Raw genomic sequence first — 17,372 nt, forward strand, 5'->3', positions numbered from 1 at the left:
ACTAACTCATAACTAGCAATAGACTGATGATTAGAGAAAACAGCGAAGTAATTTTATCGGTTCGGAATTTAACGGCTAATGTAGATGCTACGCCGATTTTGAAGGGAGTCAATCTAGAAATTAAAGCGGGAGAAATTCACGCGATTATGGGGCGTAATGGTTCGGGTAAAAGCACCTTGGCTAAAGTTTTAGCAGGACATCCCAGTTATGAAGTGACTGGAGGAGAGGTTATTTATAAAGGAGAAAATTTACTAGAAAAAGAACCAGACGAACGGGCGTTAGAAGGAATATTTTTAGGTTTCCAATACCCGTTAGAAATTCCTGGCGTTAGCAATCTAGATTTTCTCCGCGTAGCTTATAATGCCCGACGCAAGCATCTCGGTTTGGAAGAACTCGATACGTTTGATTTTGAAGATTTAGTGCAAGAAAAACTGGGAATCGTGCGGATGGATTCTAGTTTTCTAGAGAGAAGTTTAAATGAAGGCTTCTCTGGCGGAGAAAAGAAGCGCAATGAAATTTTACAAATGGCGTTATTAGAACCTACATTAGGGATTTTAGACGAGATCGATTCGGGTTTGGATATTGACGCGCTGAGAATCGTTGCCAACGGCGTTAATCAATTGGTAACCCCCGATAATGCTTTCCTAGTCATTACTCACTATCAACGCCTGCTAAACTACATTACACCGGATTACGTTCACGTTATGTATGACGGTCGCATCGTTACCAGTGGCACTAAAGAATTGGCACTTGAATTAGAATCTCATGGCTACGAATTTGTAGAAGAAAAAATTCTTTCAGAAGTTGGTACTTAAGTTAAGTCAAAAGTCAGAAATCAAAAAATGAGTACGACAGCGATATTAAAAACTGAAGAAACTAGGTTGACAAGTGATGCTTACCTCAGAAATTTACTGAAAAAATGCGAAGCGAAAAAAACGGTTGAAAATATCGCGATCGCAGATAAGATAGAAGAATTGCGCCGACAAGCCGTTTCTCAAGTATTAGAATCGCGAATACCTAGCAAAAGAGATGAAGAATGGCGCTTCACCGATTTATCGGATTTGCTACAAATTAGCTTTCAAGTAGCAGAAAAAGCAACGGTTGCTGCTGGCGATCTAGAAAGATTGACTTTACCAGAAGCCAAGCAAAGTCGAATCGTCTTCGTCAACGGCTTTTATTCGCCCGAATTGTCTGATGTGTCGGGATTGCCAGAAAGCGTCTACGTTGGCAACTTAGTCGATTTGCCAGATGCACAGAATGATAAAATTGTCAAGTATTTAGCCCGACAAGAAGACGCAACTGAAATCTTTACTGCGCTTAATACATCTGGATTAATAGATGTAGCAGTGATTTGGGCGAATCCCAACGTCATCGTCGAAACGCCAATTCAAGTTCTTTTTCTTTCTGTCTCTGGTTCGTCCCCTAGCTTTTCTCAGCCGCGCTTGTTGGTAGTAGCTGAAACGGGATCTAGCCTAGAATTGGTAGAATTTTATGGGGCAGTGGGGAAGAATACACCTTACTTTACCAACGCGGTGACAGAGATTTGGGTGCAAGACAACGCCCAAGTCAGGCACAACCGCATTCAACAGGAGTCGGCTACTGGCTTCCACATTGCCAAGAACGCGATCGCGCAAGCCCGCGACAGCCGCTACACTTGTAATGAGATTAATCTAGGTGGAAAACTGTATCGCAATAATTTAGATATATTTCAGACGGGAGAACAAACGACCACGCACCTAAATGGGTTAGTGGCGATTTCTGGCGAACAGGTGTCGGATACCCACAGCGCGATTTTTCTGACCAAACCCCACGGAACGACCGATCAACTGCATAAGTGTATTATTGATGGGAGCGCTCATGCCGTTTTCAATGGCAAAGTTTTTGTTCCGAAAGCGGCACAACTGACGAATGCAGCTCAGTTAAATCGCAATTTGCTGTTGTCTCCCAAAGCTAGAGTTAATACCAAGCCAGAGTTACAGATTACTGCAGATAATGTTAAATGTTCCCACGGCGCTACCGTGAGTCAGCTAGAAGCCGATGAAGTCTTCTATCTGCGCAGTCGCGGTTTGACAGAAGCGGATTCGCGTCGCTTGCTAGTCGATGCTTTTGCTGCTGAGATTTTGGAGCGCATTTCCATCGAATCTCTGCGTCAAAAACTCACTCAACTCATCGCTCAAAAAGTAAAGAATTAAATCGTTATTGGTTGTTGTTTGTTACCTGGCTCAGACAACCAATAACAAATAACTAATAACAAATAACCAATGAAAAATGACTCTAATTCAAGAAAAAATTCTCGCCAATAAAGTTCGTTCTGACTTCCCAATTTTGCATCAGGAAGTTAACGGAAAACCACTAATTTATCTTGATAGCGCCGCCACTTCTCAGAAACCTCTAGCGGTGCTCGATACCCTACGCAATTACTACGAGCGGGATAATGCTAACGTTCACAGAGGTGCTCATACTCTAAGCGTCAGAGCAACCGAAGCCTATGAAAGTGCAAGAGATAAAGTTGCTAAATTTGTCAATGCGGCTTCGCGCCAAGAAATCGTTTTTACTCGCAACGCGACAGAAGCGATTAATTTAGTCGCCTATAGTTGGGGACTCAATCATCTCAAAGCAGGAGATGAAATTCTTCTCTCGGTAATGGAGCATCACAGCAATCTTGTCCCTTGGCAAATTATCGCTCAAAAAACGGGCGCTGTTATCAAATATGTAGGACTGACGGATACAGAAGAATTAGATTTAGAACACTTTAATTCTTTACTTTCTGAGAAAACAAAACTGGTTGCGATCGTTCACGTTTCTAATACATTGGGTTGTATTAATCCAGTCGAAAAGATAGTTTCAATTGCTCATAAAAATGGCGCTAAAGTCTTAATTGATGCCTGCCAGAGCGTTCCCCATATGCCCGTTGACGTGCAAGCAATCGGATGCGATTGGCTAGTAGCTAGCGGTCATAAAATGTGCGCTCCGACGGGAGTTGGTTTTCTCTATGGCAAGCAAGAATTATTAGAGGAAATGCCTCCCTTTTTAGGCGGCGGTGAGATGATTTCTGAGGTATTTTTAGACCACTTTACCTGTGGAGAAGTGCCTCATAAATTTGAAGCCGGAACGCCTGCCATTGGCGAAGCGATCGCGCTCGGTGCAGCCGTCGATTATTTAACCACAATAGGAATGGATAAAATCCATGCCTACGAAGTAGAATTGACGACTTATCTGTTTGAGAAATTAGAGCAAATTCCTAACTTGAGAATATACGGACCAAAACCTACAAAAGATGGAAAAATAAGGGCAGCGCTAGCATCTTTTAATGTAAGAGAAATTCATGCTAGCGACTTATCTACTTTGTTGGATCAAGAGGGAATCGCAATTCGTTCGGGACATCATTGTACTCAACCATTGCATCGACTATTTGAAGCATCGGGAAGTGCAAGAGCGAGTTTATCTTTTTACAATACTCGCGAGGAAATTGATGTCTTTATTAAGGTGTTGAAAGAAACGATTGATTTCTTTAATAGCGTGATGGAGTAAGTAATACCATTTTGGATTTTGGATTTTGTGCTGCTCGAACAAAGTTCTGCGCGGCGGTTTTGGTCGCTGTTGAGCTGGAAGTGCAAGGTACTCCGCCGTGAGACGGCGGAGTACCTTGCACTTCGTTAATTCCAGCAGCGTGCGGCGACTGCCCAGACGCAGATTTTGAAAGGTACTTCTAATGAGCGTTTTAGAGATCTATCTGTCGCCAACATTTTTCAAACCGATATAATTGTTCGCGCACAGACGCAGATGTACAGAGATTTTTTGAAGCGGGAAAGCTAAGCTGATGTGCCTATGTTAGGCACATCAGCTAAATATGTGTGAGCGCCTAGCCGCGCGCGCGTTTAGGCGAAGCTAAACAGCGCCCTTAAGCTGCCATATTCTCTTCTTCTTGAGAAATTGAAATTCTCTGCAAGTCACTGGCGTTTTTTGGCGGTAGGGGTAAGTTAAAGCGAGCATGGAAATCTTGCTGGACTTTTTGAGTTAGACGAGGAGAAACCTGACGCACAATTTGGGCAAGGAGACGATCGCCCGTTTTTTGGATGAGAGATGAAGGTAACTTGTAGATGAACTTGGGAAACTGCACTGCCACATCCATATGTAATTGCCATCTAACTTTAGTAATAACCGATGGCAGTTTGAATCTGTTTTTCTTTCTAAAAGCCGCAGCAATTCCCGACTCTGATAAATCTACGGGGATTTCTACCAGTTCCATCGAAGCTTGATAGTCAACCTCATAGCCGGGAGCTTGGTAATCCGGCACCGGAATGCTATTCATCACATAAATCGCGTTCTTCGGAGGCTGAAGGACGACGGCAATTTTGGGTTCCACCTCATAGCCAAAAGCCCCAAATTTACCAATTGTCAAGATATAGCCATTGTCTTCAATGGGTTCTACCTTCATCGGTTGGGCGCAACGACAGAACCATTCTTCATGAGCATCGAGATACTCAGCCACCAATCGAGCATCGCCGTACATCTCCATGTGACCTTCAAAATGCGTTTGAAAGCGGACAGTCGCAGCTTTTGCTACTTCTAGTGTGGTTGGCGATCCCTCTAAATTTAAGGTTTCATCATAAGGCTTTTGAGAGAAATCAATGGCTTGATGGTTAGTCGCTTTGCACTGCATAAAATCCCCTTTAACAACGATCTATGTTTACCTCAATTGATGAATGGCATTTTCCGGCTATTTGTTATGAGCTTTCCTTGACTCGGCAATACTAAAAACCAAATATAAATTAGCGATCTTCGCTAGATTAAAACTAGGCAAGAGTACAGGAAATTGACATGAAAGCATTTGTAGCAGGAGCAACCGGACAAACAGGACGGCGAATCGTACAAGCTTTAGTCGCTAAGAATATTCCCGTTCGAGCTTTGGTAAGAGATTTGGAGGCAGGAAAAGAAATTTTGCCAGTAGAGGCAGAGTTAGTCCTTGGCGATGTCCTCAAGCCAGAAACTTTAGGAGAAGCCATTGCCGACAGTACAGTTCTTCTATGTGCGACGGGAGCTAAACCCAGCTTAGATCCCACCGGTCCTTATCAAGTAGATTATCAAGGCGTAAAAAATTTGGTTGATGTTGCCAAAGCCAAAGGAATCGAACATTTTGTTTTGGTTTCCTCTTTGTGCACTTCCAAATTTTTTCATCCTCTTAACTTGTTTTGGTTAATTCTCTATTGGAAGAAACAGGGAGAAATGTATCTCCAGAACAGCGGCTTAACTTATACAATCGTTCGCCCTGGTGGTCTTAAAAATGAAGATAACGCAGATTCAATTGTGATGTCATCAGCAGATACCCTGTTTGATGGCAGTATTTCTCGGACTAAGGTAGCACAAGTTTGCGTAGAATCTCTGATGCAACCCGCAGCACGCAATAAAATCGTAGAGATAGTCGCTCGACCCGATGCGATGCAAATGGATTGGGAACAATTGTTTGCCACTGTCGCTTAAGGGATGCTAAATTAACGCGACGTACAACTTCTCTGAGGAAGCCGTTCGAGTCAAGATTCTGGAGGGCAAGAATTAACCAATTTGTAATTCGCAATTACAATTATCAGTTCGCAATTAGTCAACTACCAATGCGCCGATGCTCCTTCACTTTGTGGGAGTCCGCGTCGTTTCGCAATTATCAGTTCGCAATTAATAAAAGAAGAACCTGGCTCGCGGAACTAAAAACCGGAATTAATGTCATGCTAATCGGACGCTACCTCACTACTGTTGGAACAATTTCCAGAAGAGGAGCATGCTGTGCTAGAATCCCTAAGACTGCAAAGCAGTGAAGCCCTAATTCCTGGTGAATATCAACCGACGAACTTACGCTAGAAAACATCTCTCTCAGAATCGAGAACTAATCATCAACGTGTCAGGACTCAACGAGCTTCTCTGGGCGCTAATTGGTCTGCTGTTGACCATTTTCGGGACGTTCATTGAAGCATTTATTACTAATCCGCCTTGGGATTGGGCGGATCGAGGGATGTTTTCTCAGTCTCTCGGTATTACCTGCCAGATTGGTGCAGTTCTGCTGACAGGGTGCTTGGGGGGAAAAAATGCCGGAGCGCTTTCTCAAATTGCCTATGTTGTCCTTGGATTGCTGTGGTTGCCAATTTTTGGTCGCGGTGGCGGTCTAGAATATGTTAGAGAGCCTAGCTTTGGCTATCTAGTAGGATTCATTCCTGGCGCTTGGTTGTGCGGTGCGATCGCATTTCGTCACAGGACAAAATTAGAGTCTTTGGCAGGTAGCGCCCTTTGCGGTTTGTTTGCGATCCATTTTTGCGGGTTAATCTATTTGGTCGGTTTATCTCTCTTTGATTCGGCAGGCGATCTCTTCGTTTCTCTGGAAAATTTGCCAGAATTGATTAATCGCTACTCTATTGCTCCTTTACCGGGTCAAATGGTTCTTATCTGCGTTGTCTCAGTTATTGCTTTCGTTTTGCGTCGGGTATTATTTTATTGAGTTAATGATTAATTAGAAGTTGTTGGTTAGTCGTCTTTAAATCGTTTGGAACCAACAATAAATTCTCAATTTCAAATGTTAAAAAATCGTTTTTTCTGGATTGTTGCGATTGTTGGTCTGATTTTAGATCGATTAACAAAATACTGGGTGGAGCAGAATTTTGAACTACATGAAACCTGGTCTTTGTGGGCAGGAGTTTTTCATTTTACCTATGTAAGAAATACAGGAGCAGCATTTAGTTTTTTTACAGGAGGATCGGGTTGGTTGCGCTGGCTATCTCTGGCGGTCAGTTTGGGGTTGATTGGCTATGCTTGGTGGGGACCAAGGCTAAAAGCGATCGAACAGTTGGGCTGGGGATTTGTCTTGGCTGGGGCTTTCGGCAATGGAATCGATCGCTTTTTATTTGGCTATGTCGTCGATTTTCTCGATTTTCGATTGATTCAATTTCCCGTTTTTAACTTAGCCGATATTTTTATTAATATCGGGATTATCTTTCTTTTAATCGCTAGCTTTCGAGAAGCCAGAAGATAGCTTTTTACCCAGTTACTAGCGATCCCATTTTGGATTTTGGATTAATTTTCTCTTGTCTCCCTGTCTCCCCGTCTCAGAAGTATCCCTTTTCTCCCATCCATTTTCTAAATAGTTTTAATTAAATTCAGAAATAGCTTTGGCTTTCTTAGCAATTTGTTTTTCCCAAATCGCGAGCAAATTTTGTACGGTTTTATCCCAACTGTTGTATTCTTCAATGTATTGCCTTCCTTTGGCTCCCATTTCTTGTCTCAGGGCAGGATTTTCTACCAGCGTTTTGAGCTTATTCGCAAAATCGTTTGCATCTTGTGGAGCAAATAAAAATCCATTCCAACCATCTCGAACGTCTTGCGGTATTCCTCCAGCGCGAGGAGCTAAGATGGGCAGTCCAGAGGCTAAAGCTTCTATAATAGTCAGCGCTCGATTTTCCTTTTCCGAAGTCGTGACATAGATGTCGCTATTGGCTAAAAGGGCGGGGATTCGTTCGGGGGAAACTCTGCCAAGAAGATGCGTGTGGGGAAGTAAGGGTTCTAGTCGGCTACCAATTTCCTCTCGCATGGGACCGTCGCCTACGATTAGAAGCGCGATGTCTTGAGGATTTATGTGTCGCACTGCTTTGGGAAAGGCAGAGATAGTAAAGTTCCAGCCTTTATCCGGCGTTAGACGACCTAAAAAAGCTAATTTTACCTTGCGATCGCAGTTGTTTAAGCCAAAATTCTTCTCAAAAAATCCTTCTTCGCGCAGATGGGGAGTAAATTTATCGGGATCGAAACCGTTTAAATTTTCGTAGATCGTATTTTTAATGCCAATTTCGATCAGTTTTTGATGGATGACGGTATTGTGAATCAGGGTAGCGTCGTAGGCATTGTAAACCCAGCAGAGGAATTTTTTAAACAGGAATTTTACGAACGCCATAGCCCAACCGGGCAAAGAAATTGTCATCCTGCCGATGGGAAAAGCGGCAAAATCGTCGAGATATTCTAAAAAATTGGTTCTAAAAAAACCAACGCAGGGAATGCCAGCTTTTTTTGCATAATCGATGCCAGGAATGCGCCAAAATCCGACGCATAAGCGTTCTGGTTCGTCAACGTGGACAATATCGGGTTTAAACTTTTCTAATTCTTGTTGGAGCGTTTGGTAAGAATTGCGACTAACATTGCGCTCGAAGTCTAAGTCTACAAAAGGTGTACTCCCTAGATTAACGACTCTCACGCCGGGTAAAATTTCGCCCGTGTAGTCTTTCCAATTTGGGTAAATGTGTGCCAACGCGCTGTAATCGGGACAGAATAATAGAACCTGATGTCCCCACTGACTCAGCTTTTGCAGTCTATAGAGTCCGCTAACCGTCACTCCATCAACAACAGGAAGAAAGCCAGAGGTAATAATCGCGATTTTCATCGAGTAACTTGACTAAATTGGGCTAGCGATCGAGTATAAATTAAATCGTCGATCGCGCTTTAACCATTGCAAGAGCCGCATCTCCTTCATCGGGTAACTCGGCTTCTATGCGCCTCAGTTGAGGCAGTTGACAGGCAACCAGCGTGACAAAAATCAGGATGCTTCCCATCGCAAATAACAGAAGTCTAATTTCTTGTCCCATTCCCGTACCGATGAGTCTGCCAATACCAGTGGTTAAGAAACCATCAGAAACCACCAACGGACTGATGACGCGCTCTACCAAGGGACCAGCAATGACATAGGCCAGGATAGAGAGCGATCGCTCTAAAGCCTGCTGTAAGGCAAAGATCCGACCTTGTAAGCCGAGAGGGATTTTGCTCTGCCAAATAGCGCGATTGCAACTGATAATAATCGGTTGAGCAAATAAATAAGCAAAAATGCCCAGAGCAGCGAGATAGAGAGAAGCATCCAAGCTTCCCAATAGCAAAGCCATTCCCTGTACGGGAACGAAAGCAAAAATGCCGTAAATTCGTCGTTGAGGTCCTCCCCAAATGCTGATGGTCAAACCGCCGAGAAGCATCCCGCAACCGCCAATCGAGAGAACGCGACCGAGATCGGCACTAGAGGAGAAATCTAAAATAAAGGGCCAGAATAAAACCTCAAGCATGCCCATGGTGAAATAAGTCATCGCCACGTAGCTCGTTAAGCCGAGTAAGCTGGGTTTAGCGAGGATGTAGTGCCAGCCAGAAACAATCTCTTGCCATAGTCGTTGTGACTCAATTGGATGAGTAGAGGCAGTTTTAAGAGTGGGGAAACGAACTAATAGCAAGGTGAAGGCGGCAACGGTAAAGGTACAGAAATCAATCAGGAGAACGCCCTTGAGGGCGACGAGTTCGATTAAGAAACCCGCAACAAACGGGGCAGCAATCTTGGAGATCGCTTTGGAAATTTGTACCATACCATTAGCGCGGCTAAGGTGTTCCTTGGGAACGAGTTGCCCGATTGCAGCCGTATAAGCGGGGATCTGAAAGGCATCGGCAAAAGATACGACCATCACGACTAGATAGATATGCCAAACCTGCAAGCTATTCGTCCAGAGCAGCCCCATAACCGTCAAGGTGCTAATTCCCGCCGCTAAATCGCTCAAAATCATTGCCCAACGGCGATTCCAGCGGTCTATTATCACTCCGGCAAAGGGAGAGACGAGCAGATTGGGAAGGTACATGCACAAAACTACAAAAGCAAACTGGGTTAATGACTCCGTTTGCTGATACACCCAGACGCCGAGAGCAAATTCGGTCAGCTTGGAACCTAATAGAGAGACAACTTGTCCTATCCAAATGAAAAGAAAAGTTCGCATAAATAAGGCAGCTCGCTAAGAGCGAATCCCAATATTTTGGCAACCTACGATTTCAGAGGAAAAAGCTGAGTCTTATATTTTATCCCCAATTTATTGCTTCTCAATTTATCATCCGATACTTATTTAGGCTAGAGATGCTCGGTTCGTTCCGCCCGCTATGGCGGGAACAAACTCTGCTGGCTCCATCGTCTTAGCTATCGATAAACGCGCTTCTGGTTTGGCTAAACTCGTCTTTTTAGCCAATTGTTTGTGGCGTTCGACGATTAGATAACAGTTTTTAGCAAGATTTATTTAACAGGAGGACGGTCGATCTAGAGTGGATTTAGAAACCTCTATCCAAAAATGCTTATGAGTTCTCAAAGTAACTCCGATGGGGAGCGCAAATTCCAAGATGTAGAAGTTGAAGTCGATCCCGATTCTACTCCGTCCTCTGTCAATTCAACGAACGCCTCTGGGGAGATAGAAAACGCCTTCAATCGGATCAAACAATGGTTCGACAGTCTACCGCCTGCTGGAAGATTGGTTGTAACCCTTGTCGCGCTGACGATCGCGTTTTCCATACTAAGTACCATTTTTCAGATAGTAACCTCTCTGTTGAGTACCGCTGTCTTTGCCGTCATTCTATATCTGGTTTACAAGTTCTTGACGACTTCCCGTTCTCCCAACCAGTAATTGGAGAGATGGGGAGAGTGGGGGAACCGGGGTGTGGGGAGTGTGGGGAGACTCGGAGACTGGGGGACTCGGAGACTATTAACTCCTAACCACTAACTACTAACTAATCCCCAATGACTAATAACCAATGACACTGATAACTGATAACTGATAACTGTTTTATGGCTAGCCCACCCATCAAAAGAGGTAAAGACCGAGCTAAAGGAAAACCCATTTATCTGCTGTTGCTACAAGCCATTCCCCTGCTTCCGAGACGCTTGGCTGCATGGACGCTAGAAATTTATCTAGTGACTGCTAGCGCGGTTATTCCCTACAGCCTCGGCGTTTACATCGAATCTCATTCGAGTGTCGATCGCGTGCCTCTCAACCCCGTGCTAGCCAACACAGAGAAAGCGATCGCGCAGACTCTGGGATTGCCTCGCCGTCAGAGTCAACCCGAAGTTACTCCTTTGACCAATTTGTTGTGGTGGGTAGCCTTAACTAGCCCCGTCGTCCTCACGAGCTGGCAACTCTATATTTTGGGCAAAACCGGTCAAACCTTACCCAAGCGCTGGTTTGGCGTGCGAGCGATCGCCGATTCCGGTAAACCTCCCGGTTTATTGCGGGCAGTCGTGCGCGAAGGAGCGGGTAAATGGGGATTGCCCTTGGGAACCGCTTACTTGCTCTGGCGATACTCTGGGGCATTTCCCAATTTGGGACTGCTGGCGGGGTTGGCAGGAGTCGCGATCGCGATCGAAGGCGGAATCCTTTTGCGCTCTTCTCGCCGTCGTCCCCTGCACGACCGAGTTGCCAAAACCGTTGTCGTCGATATCCAAGCTTCCTCCCGCCGCCAGCGCGTTCGACCGCCCAATCGGTCTGTAACGGTAGAAGTAAAGCCATACAACCCCAAAACGAGCGCAGACAACAGCCATCGCCATCTGCCTCCAGATGTCCTCAATGCCGTCGTCCTACCGCCAGAGAGCGAGGAACGTCAAAAAGGGTGTTGGTTGTGGATGCGCCAACATCCAGGGACGACTTTGTTAATTTTTACCTTGGCAGGGATGAGTTTCGTGTTGACGACCTTTGTCGTTACGCAAGTTTACATTCAAGACAAGGCAGATCGGCGACAGTCTGAAGAGGACAAGAATGAAGCGTTTCTGACGCTGGTCGAACGCTTGGGTGCGACGGCGACCGATCCCGTGGAGGAACGCAAGTCGGTTATTCTGGCAATGGCAAGACTCGACGATCCTCGTGCCCTTCCCTTACTGGTCGATTTATTGGGACAGGAAACTAATCCGGCTTTAATGGATGCGATCGGACGAGCCATGGAAAGTGTGGGATTGAGGGCACTCCCTGCCTTGCGGCAGTTAAATCAATCCCTATCCAATCAGCTTCAATCGCTTTCTCTTGAGAATGCCCCACAAGAACGACAGTTGGTTGCCTTGCGCCTGAGAGCGACGAAAGGAGCGATCGCTCGCTTGCTCGTTCTCTCTAGCAGTCGGCTTGGCAGCGCCGATCTCCAGCGCATCGATCTCGGCGGGATGGTAACGGAATCGGGCGATTTTGCTTTGGTTTTAGACCGAGCCGACTTATCGGGGGCGAATTTGCGCAGTGCACTTTTAAGCCAAGCCAGCTTTCGAGGCAGTATCTTCACCAGTGCTGGAGAAGATAGGCTTTTGAGTACGTTCGACGATGCGATCGCCGATCTCAGCGGTGCCGACCTCAGAGAAGCCAATTTGGCAGAAGCCTTTTTAAGCGATGTCCCTCTCCAAGGCGCGAATTTAATGCTAGCGACGCTTAACCGCGCCGATTTATCTCGCGCTCAACTCAAAGAAACCAATCTCAGCAGCGCACAACTGCTGGAAACCGATCTAACTGAGGCGGATTTAGAAGGTGCCAGTTTAACGGGGGCAGATTTGGCGGAATCGACCTTCGTTCGCGCCAATCTTCGACGAGCCAAACTAGGTCGGGTTCGAGCGCTAGGGGCAAATTTTGCTTCGGCTAATCTGTTTCAATCTGACTGGAGTGGTTCGGATTTGTCTGAGATCAATTTTAGCCAAGCCAATCTTGAAAGCGCAGATTTGAGTTCGACTCAGTTAGCGGGATCTGATTTACAGAAGACTCAATTGCAAAATGCCAACCTCGCTAACGCCAATCTCGGCAATGCCGATTTGCGAGGCGCTAATTTAGCCGGAGCTAACTTTCAAGGCGTTTTGTTTGCTACTCATCCCTCCACCAGTTCCGAACCATTTCTGAACGCTTTCTCTTCCGTCGAATCAAAAGCGAATATCGAGGAAGTCGATTTTACAGACGTGAAAAATTTAAGCGATAGTCAAATTAATTTTATTTGCACTAATGGCGGCTATCATCCTCGGTGTTCGATCAAACCAAAATAAGCTCGGATCTCTTGCTTTCACTCAAAAGCGATCGCGTTTTGTCAACATTTGATGACTTTTTGAAATCCCTTTCAGGTAAGGGAGCAGTCTATATCGGTCGAGAAATTGATAACAAAATGTAATTTAATATACAGCAGAAATTCATTCTTTTACTCACGCGAATTGGATTATATTGGACATAGGTAATTAGTCATATGCCTTGTTCTTTTATATGAAACCTCCTATGAGTGTTAACACCCTACCATCGCCTGCCTCAAACCATTATTCGCTCCAGACGCTTAAAGATGAAGCTCGTCATCTGGTAGAGAAGGGAGTCCTTAGCCGTCAGCAGCCAATTTACACGCTTTGCCAGTACATCCCCGCTCGCGAGTGGATAGGTGTTGAATGTGAGCTAGACAGGTGCGACTTTCTATTGCGCGATCGCATTGGAGATTTAATTGCTTGCGAAGTCTGGGAAAACGACTAATCCTTAAAATCCTCAAAAACGCGCTTAATTGAAGTTCAATCCCTGCCGATCTTTGTCGAACACTTTAGAAAAACTCTAGTTATTAGCCTTGAATAGACCATAGATAGCCCTAGTCTAACTGACTAGAGCATATATTTTCTCCTAGTGTTTGTAAAGAAAAAATCAATTCTGTAACTTTTGTTCAAAAATCTCCGAAAATTGTAACTAGGTATACGGCAGAAAAATATTTTTTTGATATGCCAATTCGATTACGATTAACTTTAGCCCCTACTTAACGAAAAAGTCAGGCTTCCTATGAGTACTGGTACGTTATCTACCTCTCAACCCACTCGTTATACCATTGAAGTCATTAGAGAAGAGGCTCGTCAACTGGTAGAAAAAGGAATTATTAGCCGCAAACAGCCTATCTATACTCTCTGTCAATATATTCCCGCTCGCGAGTGGGTATGCGTGGAGTGCGAGTTGGAGCAATGCGACTATTTGCTGCGCGATCGCATCGGCGATCTTTTGAGTCATGAGAGTTGGGAAAACGATTGAGAGTTTTGACTAGAAAAACCGAATTTTGTTTCTAAAAAAAGAAATGGGATAAAAAAAATTAATACCCAAAATTGGGTTGATAAGGGCAGGCATCAAGCTTGCCCTAAATTGTAAGGACATTTCGCGAAACGCCGCTACTATCCAACTTGTTCTAAATACCTTTCCACGTCCTCGATGATGCGAGTTAGTTCTGCTTCCGTCATCAGTCGCACGCGATCGTCGCGAACGGTTAGGAGCACTCTAGCAGCAAAAGGACTAGGGTAAATATTGGGATTGCAGAAAATTTCCAAAAAAACATCGCCAGTATAGCGGTATTCCATAGACTTTTGGGGAGTTAGTCTACCGCCACTAGAAACATTAACCGCGATCGCTTTGAGACTTTGCATTAAGCGATCGATCTCCTGCTTCAATTCTCTAGCTGCTTCGGGGGTAAAACTAAACGAGACCGAACCTTGGACGAGATTAAGCGTTATCTGAGTCATGAGAATGTATCCAAGTACGCCAAGCCTAACAAAAGACAATCCCTAGAGATTAAGCATTGTATCGCTTGTTGTCTGCCCAATTAATTAATCTTTGTAACGAAACCTTACCAAGTACTACAGTTGTAGTAAATTCTGGCTGCCACTCAAGAAGGCTTTACGATAACAGGCTATTTTTTAGATAGAATTATTAAGAAATCTATACTTCTCAATACATAACTCTTAACCCATAATTTCTATGTCTCTTCCCATTCGCAACGTCGCTATCATTGCCCACGTCGATCACGGCAAAACAACCCTTGTCGATGCCCTTCTCAAACAGTCTGGAATTTTCCGCGAAGGGGAAGACGTGCCTACTTGCGTCATGGACTCCAACGACCTCGAACGGGAACGGGGCATCACAATTCTGGCAAAAAACACTGCCGTTCGCTACAAAGATACTTTAATCAATATCGTTGACACCCCCGGACACGCCGATTTTGGCGGCGAAGTCGAACGGGTTTTGGGAATGGTGGATGGCAGCATTCTAATTGTCGATGCCAATGAAGGTCCCATGCCCCAAACTCGGTTCGTACTCAAAAAAGCCCTAGAAAAAGGTTTGCGCCCCATCGTCGTCGTTAACAAAATCGATCGCCCTCAAGCCGAACCCGACCGGGCAGTCGATAAAGTCTTCGATTTATTCGTAGAATTAGGGGCAGATGACGATCAATGCGACTTTACGACTCTGTATGCTTCTGGTTTAGCGGGTTTCGCTAAAGAGAATCTAGAAGATGAAGGGAAAGACATGCAGCCCCTCTTTGAAGCCATCCTGCACCACGTAGCCCCACCAGCCGGCGATCCCAACAAACCTTTACAATTGCAAGTGACCACCCTAGACTATTCTGAATATTTAGGGCGAATTGTCATTGGCAGAATTCACAACGGGGTAATCAAAGCAGGACAGCAAGCGGCACTGATCAAAGACACGGGCGAGATTATCAAAGCCAAAATCACGAAGTTACTTGGATTTGAAGGGCTAAAGCGCGTCGAGTTGACAGAAGCCAGTGCGGGTAATATCGTCGCAGTAGCCGGGTTTGCCGATGCCAATATTGGCGAGACAATTACTTCTCCCGAAGATCCGCAGGCATTGCCCCTGATTAAGGTAGACGAACCTACCTTACAGATGACCTTCTCGGTCAATGATTCTCCCTTCGCCGGACAAGAGGGGAACTTTGTTACTTCTCGACAACTGCGCGATCGCCTTTTCCGAGAACTGGAAACCAACGTTGCCCTACGAGTAGAAGAAACGGACTCTGCCGACAAATTTATGGTTTCTGGACGGGGCGAACTCCATCTAGGCATCCTCATTGAAACCATGCGTCGGGAAGGATATGAATTTCAAGTCTCCCAGCCTCAAGTCATCTACCGCGAAATCAACGGTCAGCCTTGCGAACCTTTTGAATATCTCGTCCTAGACGTTCCCGACGAAGCAGTTGGTTCTTGCATCGAACGCCTCGGACAGCGCAAGGGAGAAATGCAGGATATGCAAGCTGGTGGCAACGGACGCACTCAACTAGAGTTTGTCATTCCAGCGCGAGGATTGATTGGTTTCCGAGGAGAATTCATCCGCCTAACGCGCGGGGAAGGCATTATGAACCATAGTTTCCTCGAATATCGTTCTCTCTCTGGCGAAGTAGAAACCCGCTACAACGGAGTTATGATTGCCTTTGAAGAGGGAGTTGCCACTTTCTACGCCCTGAAAAATGCGGAAGATCGAGGAGTATTCTTTATTACTCCCGGCACAAAAGTCTATAAAGGTATGATCGTTGGAGAACACAACCGCCCGCAAGACTTGGAGTTGAATGTCTGCAAAACCAAGCAGCTAACCAACCACCGTTCGGCAACGGGAGATGAATTAGTCCAGTTGCAAACGCCTGTAGAAATGAGTTTAGAAAGGGCTTTAGAATATATCGGGCCCGATGAGTTAGTAGAAATCACGCCGAAGTCGATTCGCTTGCGGAAGATGGCAGCAAAGAAATTAGCCAAGCGATAAGCGATCGGTTAATTCCATTACCAAAACAAAGCCCGCTCAGGCGGGTTTTGTGTTTTATTTTAACGCGATTGTTGTTTTAGAGGCAGTAGCCTGTCGATCGTTTCCATAATGTAAATAAATAGCCACAAAAATCCAAAAATATCGACAAATAGTAAGAAATATAAGATTTTTTAGCTGAATATAAAAAATATTTTTTCTTGCTTTTTTATCATTTTTTATATCAAATCTTGTAAAAAAAAGAACAAAAAGAAAGGTTCAATAGGTAAAATTTTAGTAAAGTAAAAGGGGAATTATTAAAGGGAGGGGAAAATATATGTTGACTAAAGCTATTGAATTAAAAGATTTAGTTTCAATAGATCGGGATAAATCTGGCAGTCGCGCCACGATTACAGTAGACCTACAAGAGGAATTGGAAAAGGAAGAGTTATCGGGCAAATTTGCTAAGTGTGAAACGGTTTTTCAAGAGGAAACTGGAAAGCTGATAGTTATGTGCGCAATGGCTTCCGATCCGCCTCAAGCATGGGACAGTGAAGAAGAATCGGGGCTTTTTAAGCTGATTCAATCGTGGGTAGTATAGGAGAGCAAGTGAAGTCGATCAATTGTAGTCAGCATTGAGGGCGATTGCATCACTAAAAAATCCCTTTTTACAGCTACTTTTTGTAGAGAATTTAAAAAAAATGGGGGTGTATTATTAAACTGCTGAGATCGCCCTCTTATTAATTTCCTCAAGGAAAACCAGTTTAACGACTACTAGAATGAAATAGCTTGCCCGGTCAAGGGAGATCGAAAATCTACAAGGGGATTACAGGTTGTCCCAAAAGTAAAGAACGTGCAAGGTACTTCGCCGTCTCACGGCGGAGTCTGAAAAGCACTTCGTCATGTTGAGCGTAGCAGTAGCGAAGCGAAACATCTTATCCCAATTAGTAATTCGCAATTATTAGTTTGCAATTAGTCAGCAGTTCTCAGTGTAAAGCTTTTTCAATGAGCATCTGTAGCGTTCTTCTTTAGAAATAATATTAGCATGCCAATTCCAAACAGAGA

General features: G+C 44.7%; 16 protein-coding genes. 12 read left to right on the top strand and 4 right to left on the bottom strand.

Going from position 1 to position 17,372, the window contains the following annotated elements:
* The first annotated feature begins 26 nt into the window (after positions 1–26).
* From sufC to PLE7327_RS21940, 3 genes are all read left to right on the top strand, one after another.
* Positions 27–815, top strand: coding sequence for a Fe-S cluster assembly ATPase SufC (sufC, locus tag PLE7327_RS21930; RefSeq protein ID WP_015145950.1), 789 nt, complete (start codon positions 27–29; stop codon positions 813–815).
* A gap of 27 nt (positions 816–842) precedes the next feature.
* Positions 843–2,192, top strand: a complete 1,350-nt coding sequence (sufD, locus tag PLE7327_RS21935; protein WP_015145951.1) for a Fe-S cluster assembly protein SufD — start codon at positions 843–845, stop codon at positions 2,190–2,192.
* Positions 2,193–2,268: 76 nt separating this feature from the next.
* The gene (locus PLE7327_RS21940) at positions 2,269–3,531 is read left to right on the top strand and encodes a SufS family cysteine desulfurase (RefSeq protein ID WP_015145952.1); all 1,263 of its coding nucleotides are present in this window, start codon (positions 2,269–2,271) and stop codon (positions 3,529–3,531) included.
* Positions 3,532–3,901: 370 nt separating this feature from the next.
* Here the strand turns inward: PLE7327_RS21940 and PLE7327_RS21945 are convergent, their stop codons facing one another.
* The gene (locus PLE7327_RS21945; protein ID WP_015145953.1) at positions 3,902–4,663 is read right to left on the bottom strand and encodes a DUF1997 domain-containing protein; all 762 of its coding nucleotides are present in this window, start codon (positions 4,661–4,663) and stop codon (positions 3,902–3,904) included.
* A gap of 158 nt (positions 4,664–4,821) precedes the next feature.
* On the opposite strand from PLE7327_RS21945, the gene PLE7327_RS21950 reads away from it, so the two are divergent.
* The 3 genes from PLE7327_RS21950 to lspA all read left to right on the top strand — a co-directional run bounded on the left by PLE7327_RS21950 (position 4,822) and on the right by lspA (position 7,015).
* Entirely contained in the window at positions 4,822–5,481 is a 660-nt protein-coding gene (locus PLE7327_RS21950; protein ID WP_015145954.1) for an SDR family oxidoreductase, read from the top strand.
* 343 nt (positions 5,482–5,824) lie between these two features.
* Positions 5,825–6,484 (top strand): biotin transporter BioY, encoded by a 660-nt coding sequence (locus PLE7327_RS21955; protein ID WP_015145955.1) that lies wholly within the window; start codon positions 5,825–5,827, stop codon positions 6,482–6,484.
* Between the two features lie 75 nt (positions 6,485–6,559).
* On the top strand, positions 6,560–7,015 hold the full coding sequence (gene lspA, locus PLE7327_RS21960; RefSeq protein WP_015145956.1) for a signal peptidase II: 456 nt from the start codon (positions 6,560–6,562) through the stop codon (positions 7,013–7,015).
* A 114-nt stretch (positions 7,016–7,129) separates the two neighbouring features.
* Here lspA and PLE7327_RS21965 read toward each other — a convergent pair whose 3' ends face one another.
* Both PLE7327_RS21965 and PLE7327_RS21970 read right to left on the bottom strand, forming a co-directional pair.
* Positions 7,130–8,410 carry a glycosyltransferase gene (locus PLE7327_RS21965; protein WP_015145957.1) on the bottom strand — a complete coding sequence of 427 codons (1,281 nt, stop codon included), beginning with the start codon at positions 8,408–8,410 and terminating at the stop codon, positions 7,130–7,132.
* Between the two features lie 40 nt (positions 8,411–8,450).
* The gene (locus PLE7327_RS21970) at positions 8,451–9,770 is read right to left on the bottom strand and encodes an MFS transporter (protein WP_015145958.1); all 1,320 of its coding nucleotides are present in this window, start codon (positions 9,768–9,770) and stop codon (positions 8,451–8,453) included.
* A 348-nt stretch (positions 9,771–10,118) separates the two neighbouring features.
* Here PLE7327_RS21970 and PLE7327_RS21975 point away from each other — a divergent pair, with 348 nt between their 5' ends.
* From PLE7327_RS21975 to PLE7327_RS21985, 4 genes are all read left to right on the top strand, one after another.
* Positions 10,119–10,442, top strand: a complete 324-nt coding sequence (locus PLE7327_RS21975) for a hypothetical protein (protein WP_015145959.1) — start codon at positions 10,119–10,121, stop codon at positions 10,440–10,442.
* A 161-nt stretch (positions 10,443–10,603) separates the two neighbouring features.
* Positions 10,604–12,817, top strand: coding sequence for a pentapeptide repeat-containing protein (locus PLE7327_RS21980; protein WP_015145960.1), 2,214 nt, complete (start codon positions 10,604–10,606; stop codon positions 12,815–12,817).
* 223 nt (positions 12,818–13,040) lie between these two features.
* A complete protein-coding gene (locus PLE7327_RS23805) occupies positions 13,041–13,283 on the top strand; it encodes a DUF4327 family protein (RefSeq protein WP_071880629.1) in 243 nt (80 codons plus the stop codon).
* A gap of 294 nt (positions 13,284–13,577) precedes the next feature.
* Positions 13,578–13,820, top strand: coding sequence for a DUF4327 family protein (locus PLE7327_RS21985; RefSeq protein ID WP_015145962.1), 243 nt, complete (start codon positions 13,578–13,580; stop codon positions 13,818–13,820).
* Between the two features lie 137 nt (positions 13,821–13,957).
* Here PLE7327_RS21985 and PLE7327_RS21990 read toward each other — a convergent pair whose 3' ends face one another.
* Entirely contained in the window at positions 13,958–14,302 is a 345-nt protein-coding gene (locus PLE7327_RS21990) for a hypothetical protein (protein WP_015145963.1), read from the bottom strand.
* Positions 14,303–14,537: 235 nt separating this feature from the next.
* Here PLE7327_RS21990 and typA point away from each other — a divergent pair, with 235 nt between their 5' ends.
* Positions 14,538–16,331, top strand: coding sequence for a translational GTPase TypA (typA, locus tag PLE7327_RS21995; RefSeq protein WP_015145964.1), 1,794 nt, complete (start codon positions 14,538–14,540; stop codon positions 16,329–16,331).
* Positions 16,332–16,644: 313 nt separating this feature from the next.
* Entirely contained in the window at positions 16,645–16,908 is a 264-nt protein-coding gene (locus tag PLE7327_RS22000) for a hypothetical protein (RefSeq protein WP_015145965.1), read from the top strand.
* Positions 16,909–17,372 lie beyond the last annotated feature (464 nt).

Origin of the sequence: Pleurocapsa sp. PCC 7327 (genome assembly GCF_000317025.1) — a bacterium.
GTDB lineage: Bacteria > Cyanobacteriota > Cyanobacteriia > Cyanobacteriales > Microcystaceae > Hydrococcus.

Excerpts from the sequence above, each read along its gene's own strand:
- PLE7327_RS21985 (WP_015145962.1), top strand. The coding sequence starts at position 13,578 with ATGAGTACTGGTACGTTATCTACCTCTCAACCCACTCGTTATACCATT.
- PLE7327_RS22000 (WP_015145965.1), top strand. The coding sequence starts at position 16,645 with ATGTTGACTAAAGCTATTGAATTAAAAGATTTAGTTTCAATAGATCGG.
- PLE7327_RS21945 (WP_015145953.1), bottom strand. The coding sequence starts at position 4,663 with ATGCAGTGCAAAGCGACTAACCATCAAGCCATTGATTTCTCTCAAAAG.
- sufD (WP_015145951.1), top strand. The coding sequence starts at position 843 with ATGAGTACGACAGCGATATTAAAAACTGAAGAAACTAGGTTGACAAGT.
- PLE7327_RS21950 (WP_015145954.1), top strand. The coding sequence starts at position 4,822 with ATGAAAGCATTTGTAGCAGGAGCAACCGGACAAACAGGACGGCGAATC.
- sufC (WP_015145950.1), top strand. The coding sequence starts at position 27 with ATGATTAGAGAAAACAGCGAAGTAATTTTATCGGTTCGGAATTTAACG.
- PLE7327_RS21970 (WP_015145958.1), bottom strand. The coding sequence starts at position 9,770 with ATGCGAACTTTTCTTTTCATTTGGATAGGACAAGTTGTCTCTCTATTA.
- lspA (WP_015145956.1), top strand. The coding sequence starts at position 6,560 with ATGTTAAAAAATCGTTTTTTCTGGATTGTTGCGATTGTTGGTCTGATT.
- PLE7327_RS21940 (WP_015145952.1), top strand. The coding sequence starts at position 2,269 with ATGACTCTAATTCAAGAAAAAATTCTCGCCAATAAAGTTCGTTCTGAC.
- PLE7327_RS21990 (WP_015145963.1), bottom strand. The coding sequence starts at position 14,302 with ATGACTCAGATAACGCTTAATCTCGTCCAAGGTTCGGTCTCGTTTAGT.
- PLE7327_RS21965 (WP_015145957.1), bottom strand. The coding sequence starts at position 8,410 with ATGAAAATCGCGATTATTACCTCTGGCTTTCTTCCTGTTGTTGATGGA.
- PLE7327_RS21975 (WP_015145959.1), top strand. The coding sequence starts at position 10,119 with ATGAGTTCTCAAAGTAACTCCGATGGGGAGCGCAAATTCCAAGATGTA.
- PLE7327_RS23805 (WP_071880629.1), top strand. The coding sequence starts at position 13,041 with ATGAGTGTTAACACCCTACCATCGCCTGCCTCAAACCATTATTCGCTC.
- PLE7327_RS21980 (WP_015145960.1), top strand. The coding sequence starts at position 10,604 with ATGGCTAGCCCACCCATCAAAAGAGGTAAAGACCGAGCTAAAGGAAAA.
- typA (WP_015145964.1), top strand. The coding sequence starts at position 14,538 with ATGTCTCTTCCCATTCGCAACGTCGCTATCATTGCCCACGTCGATCAC.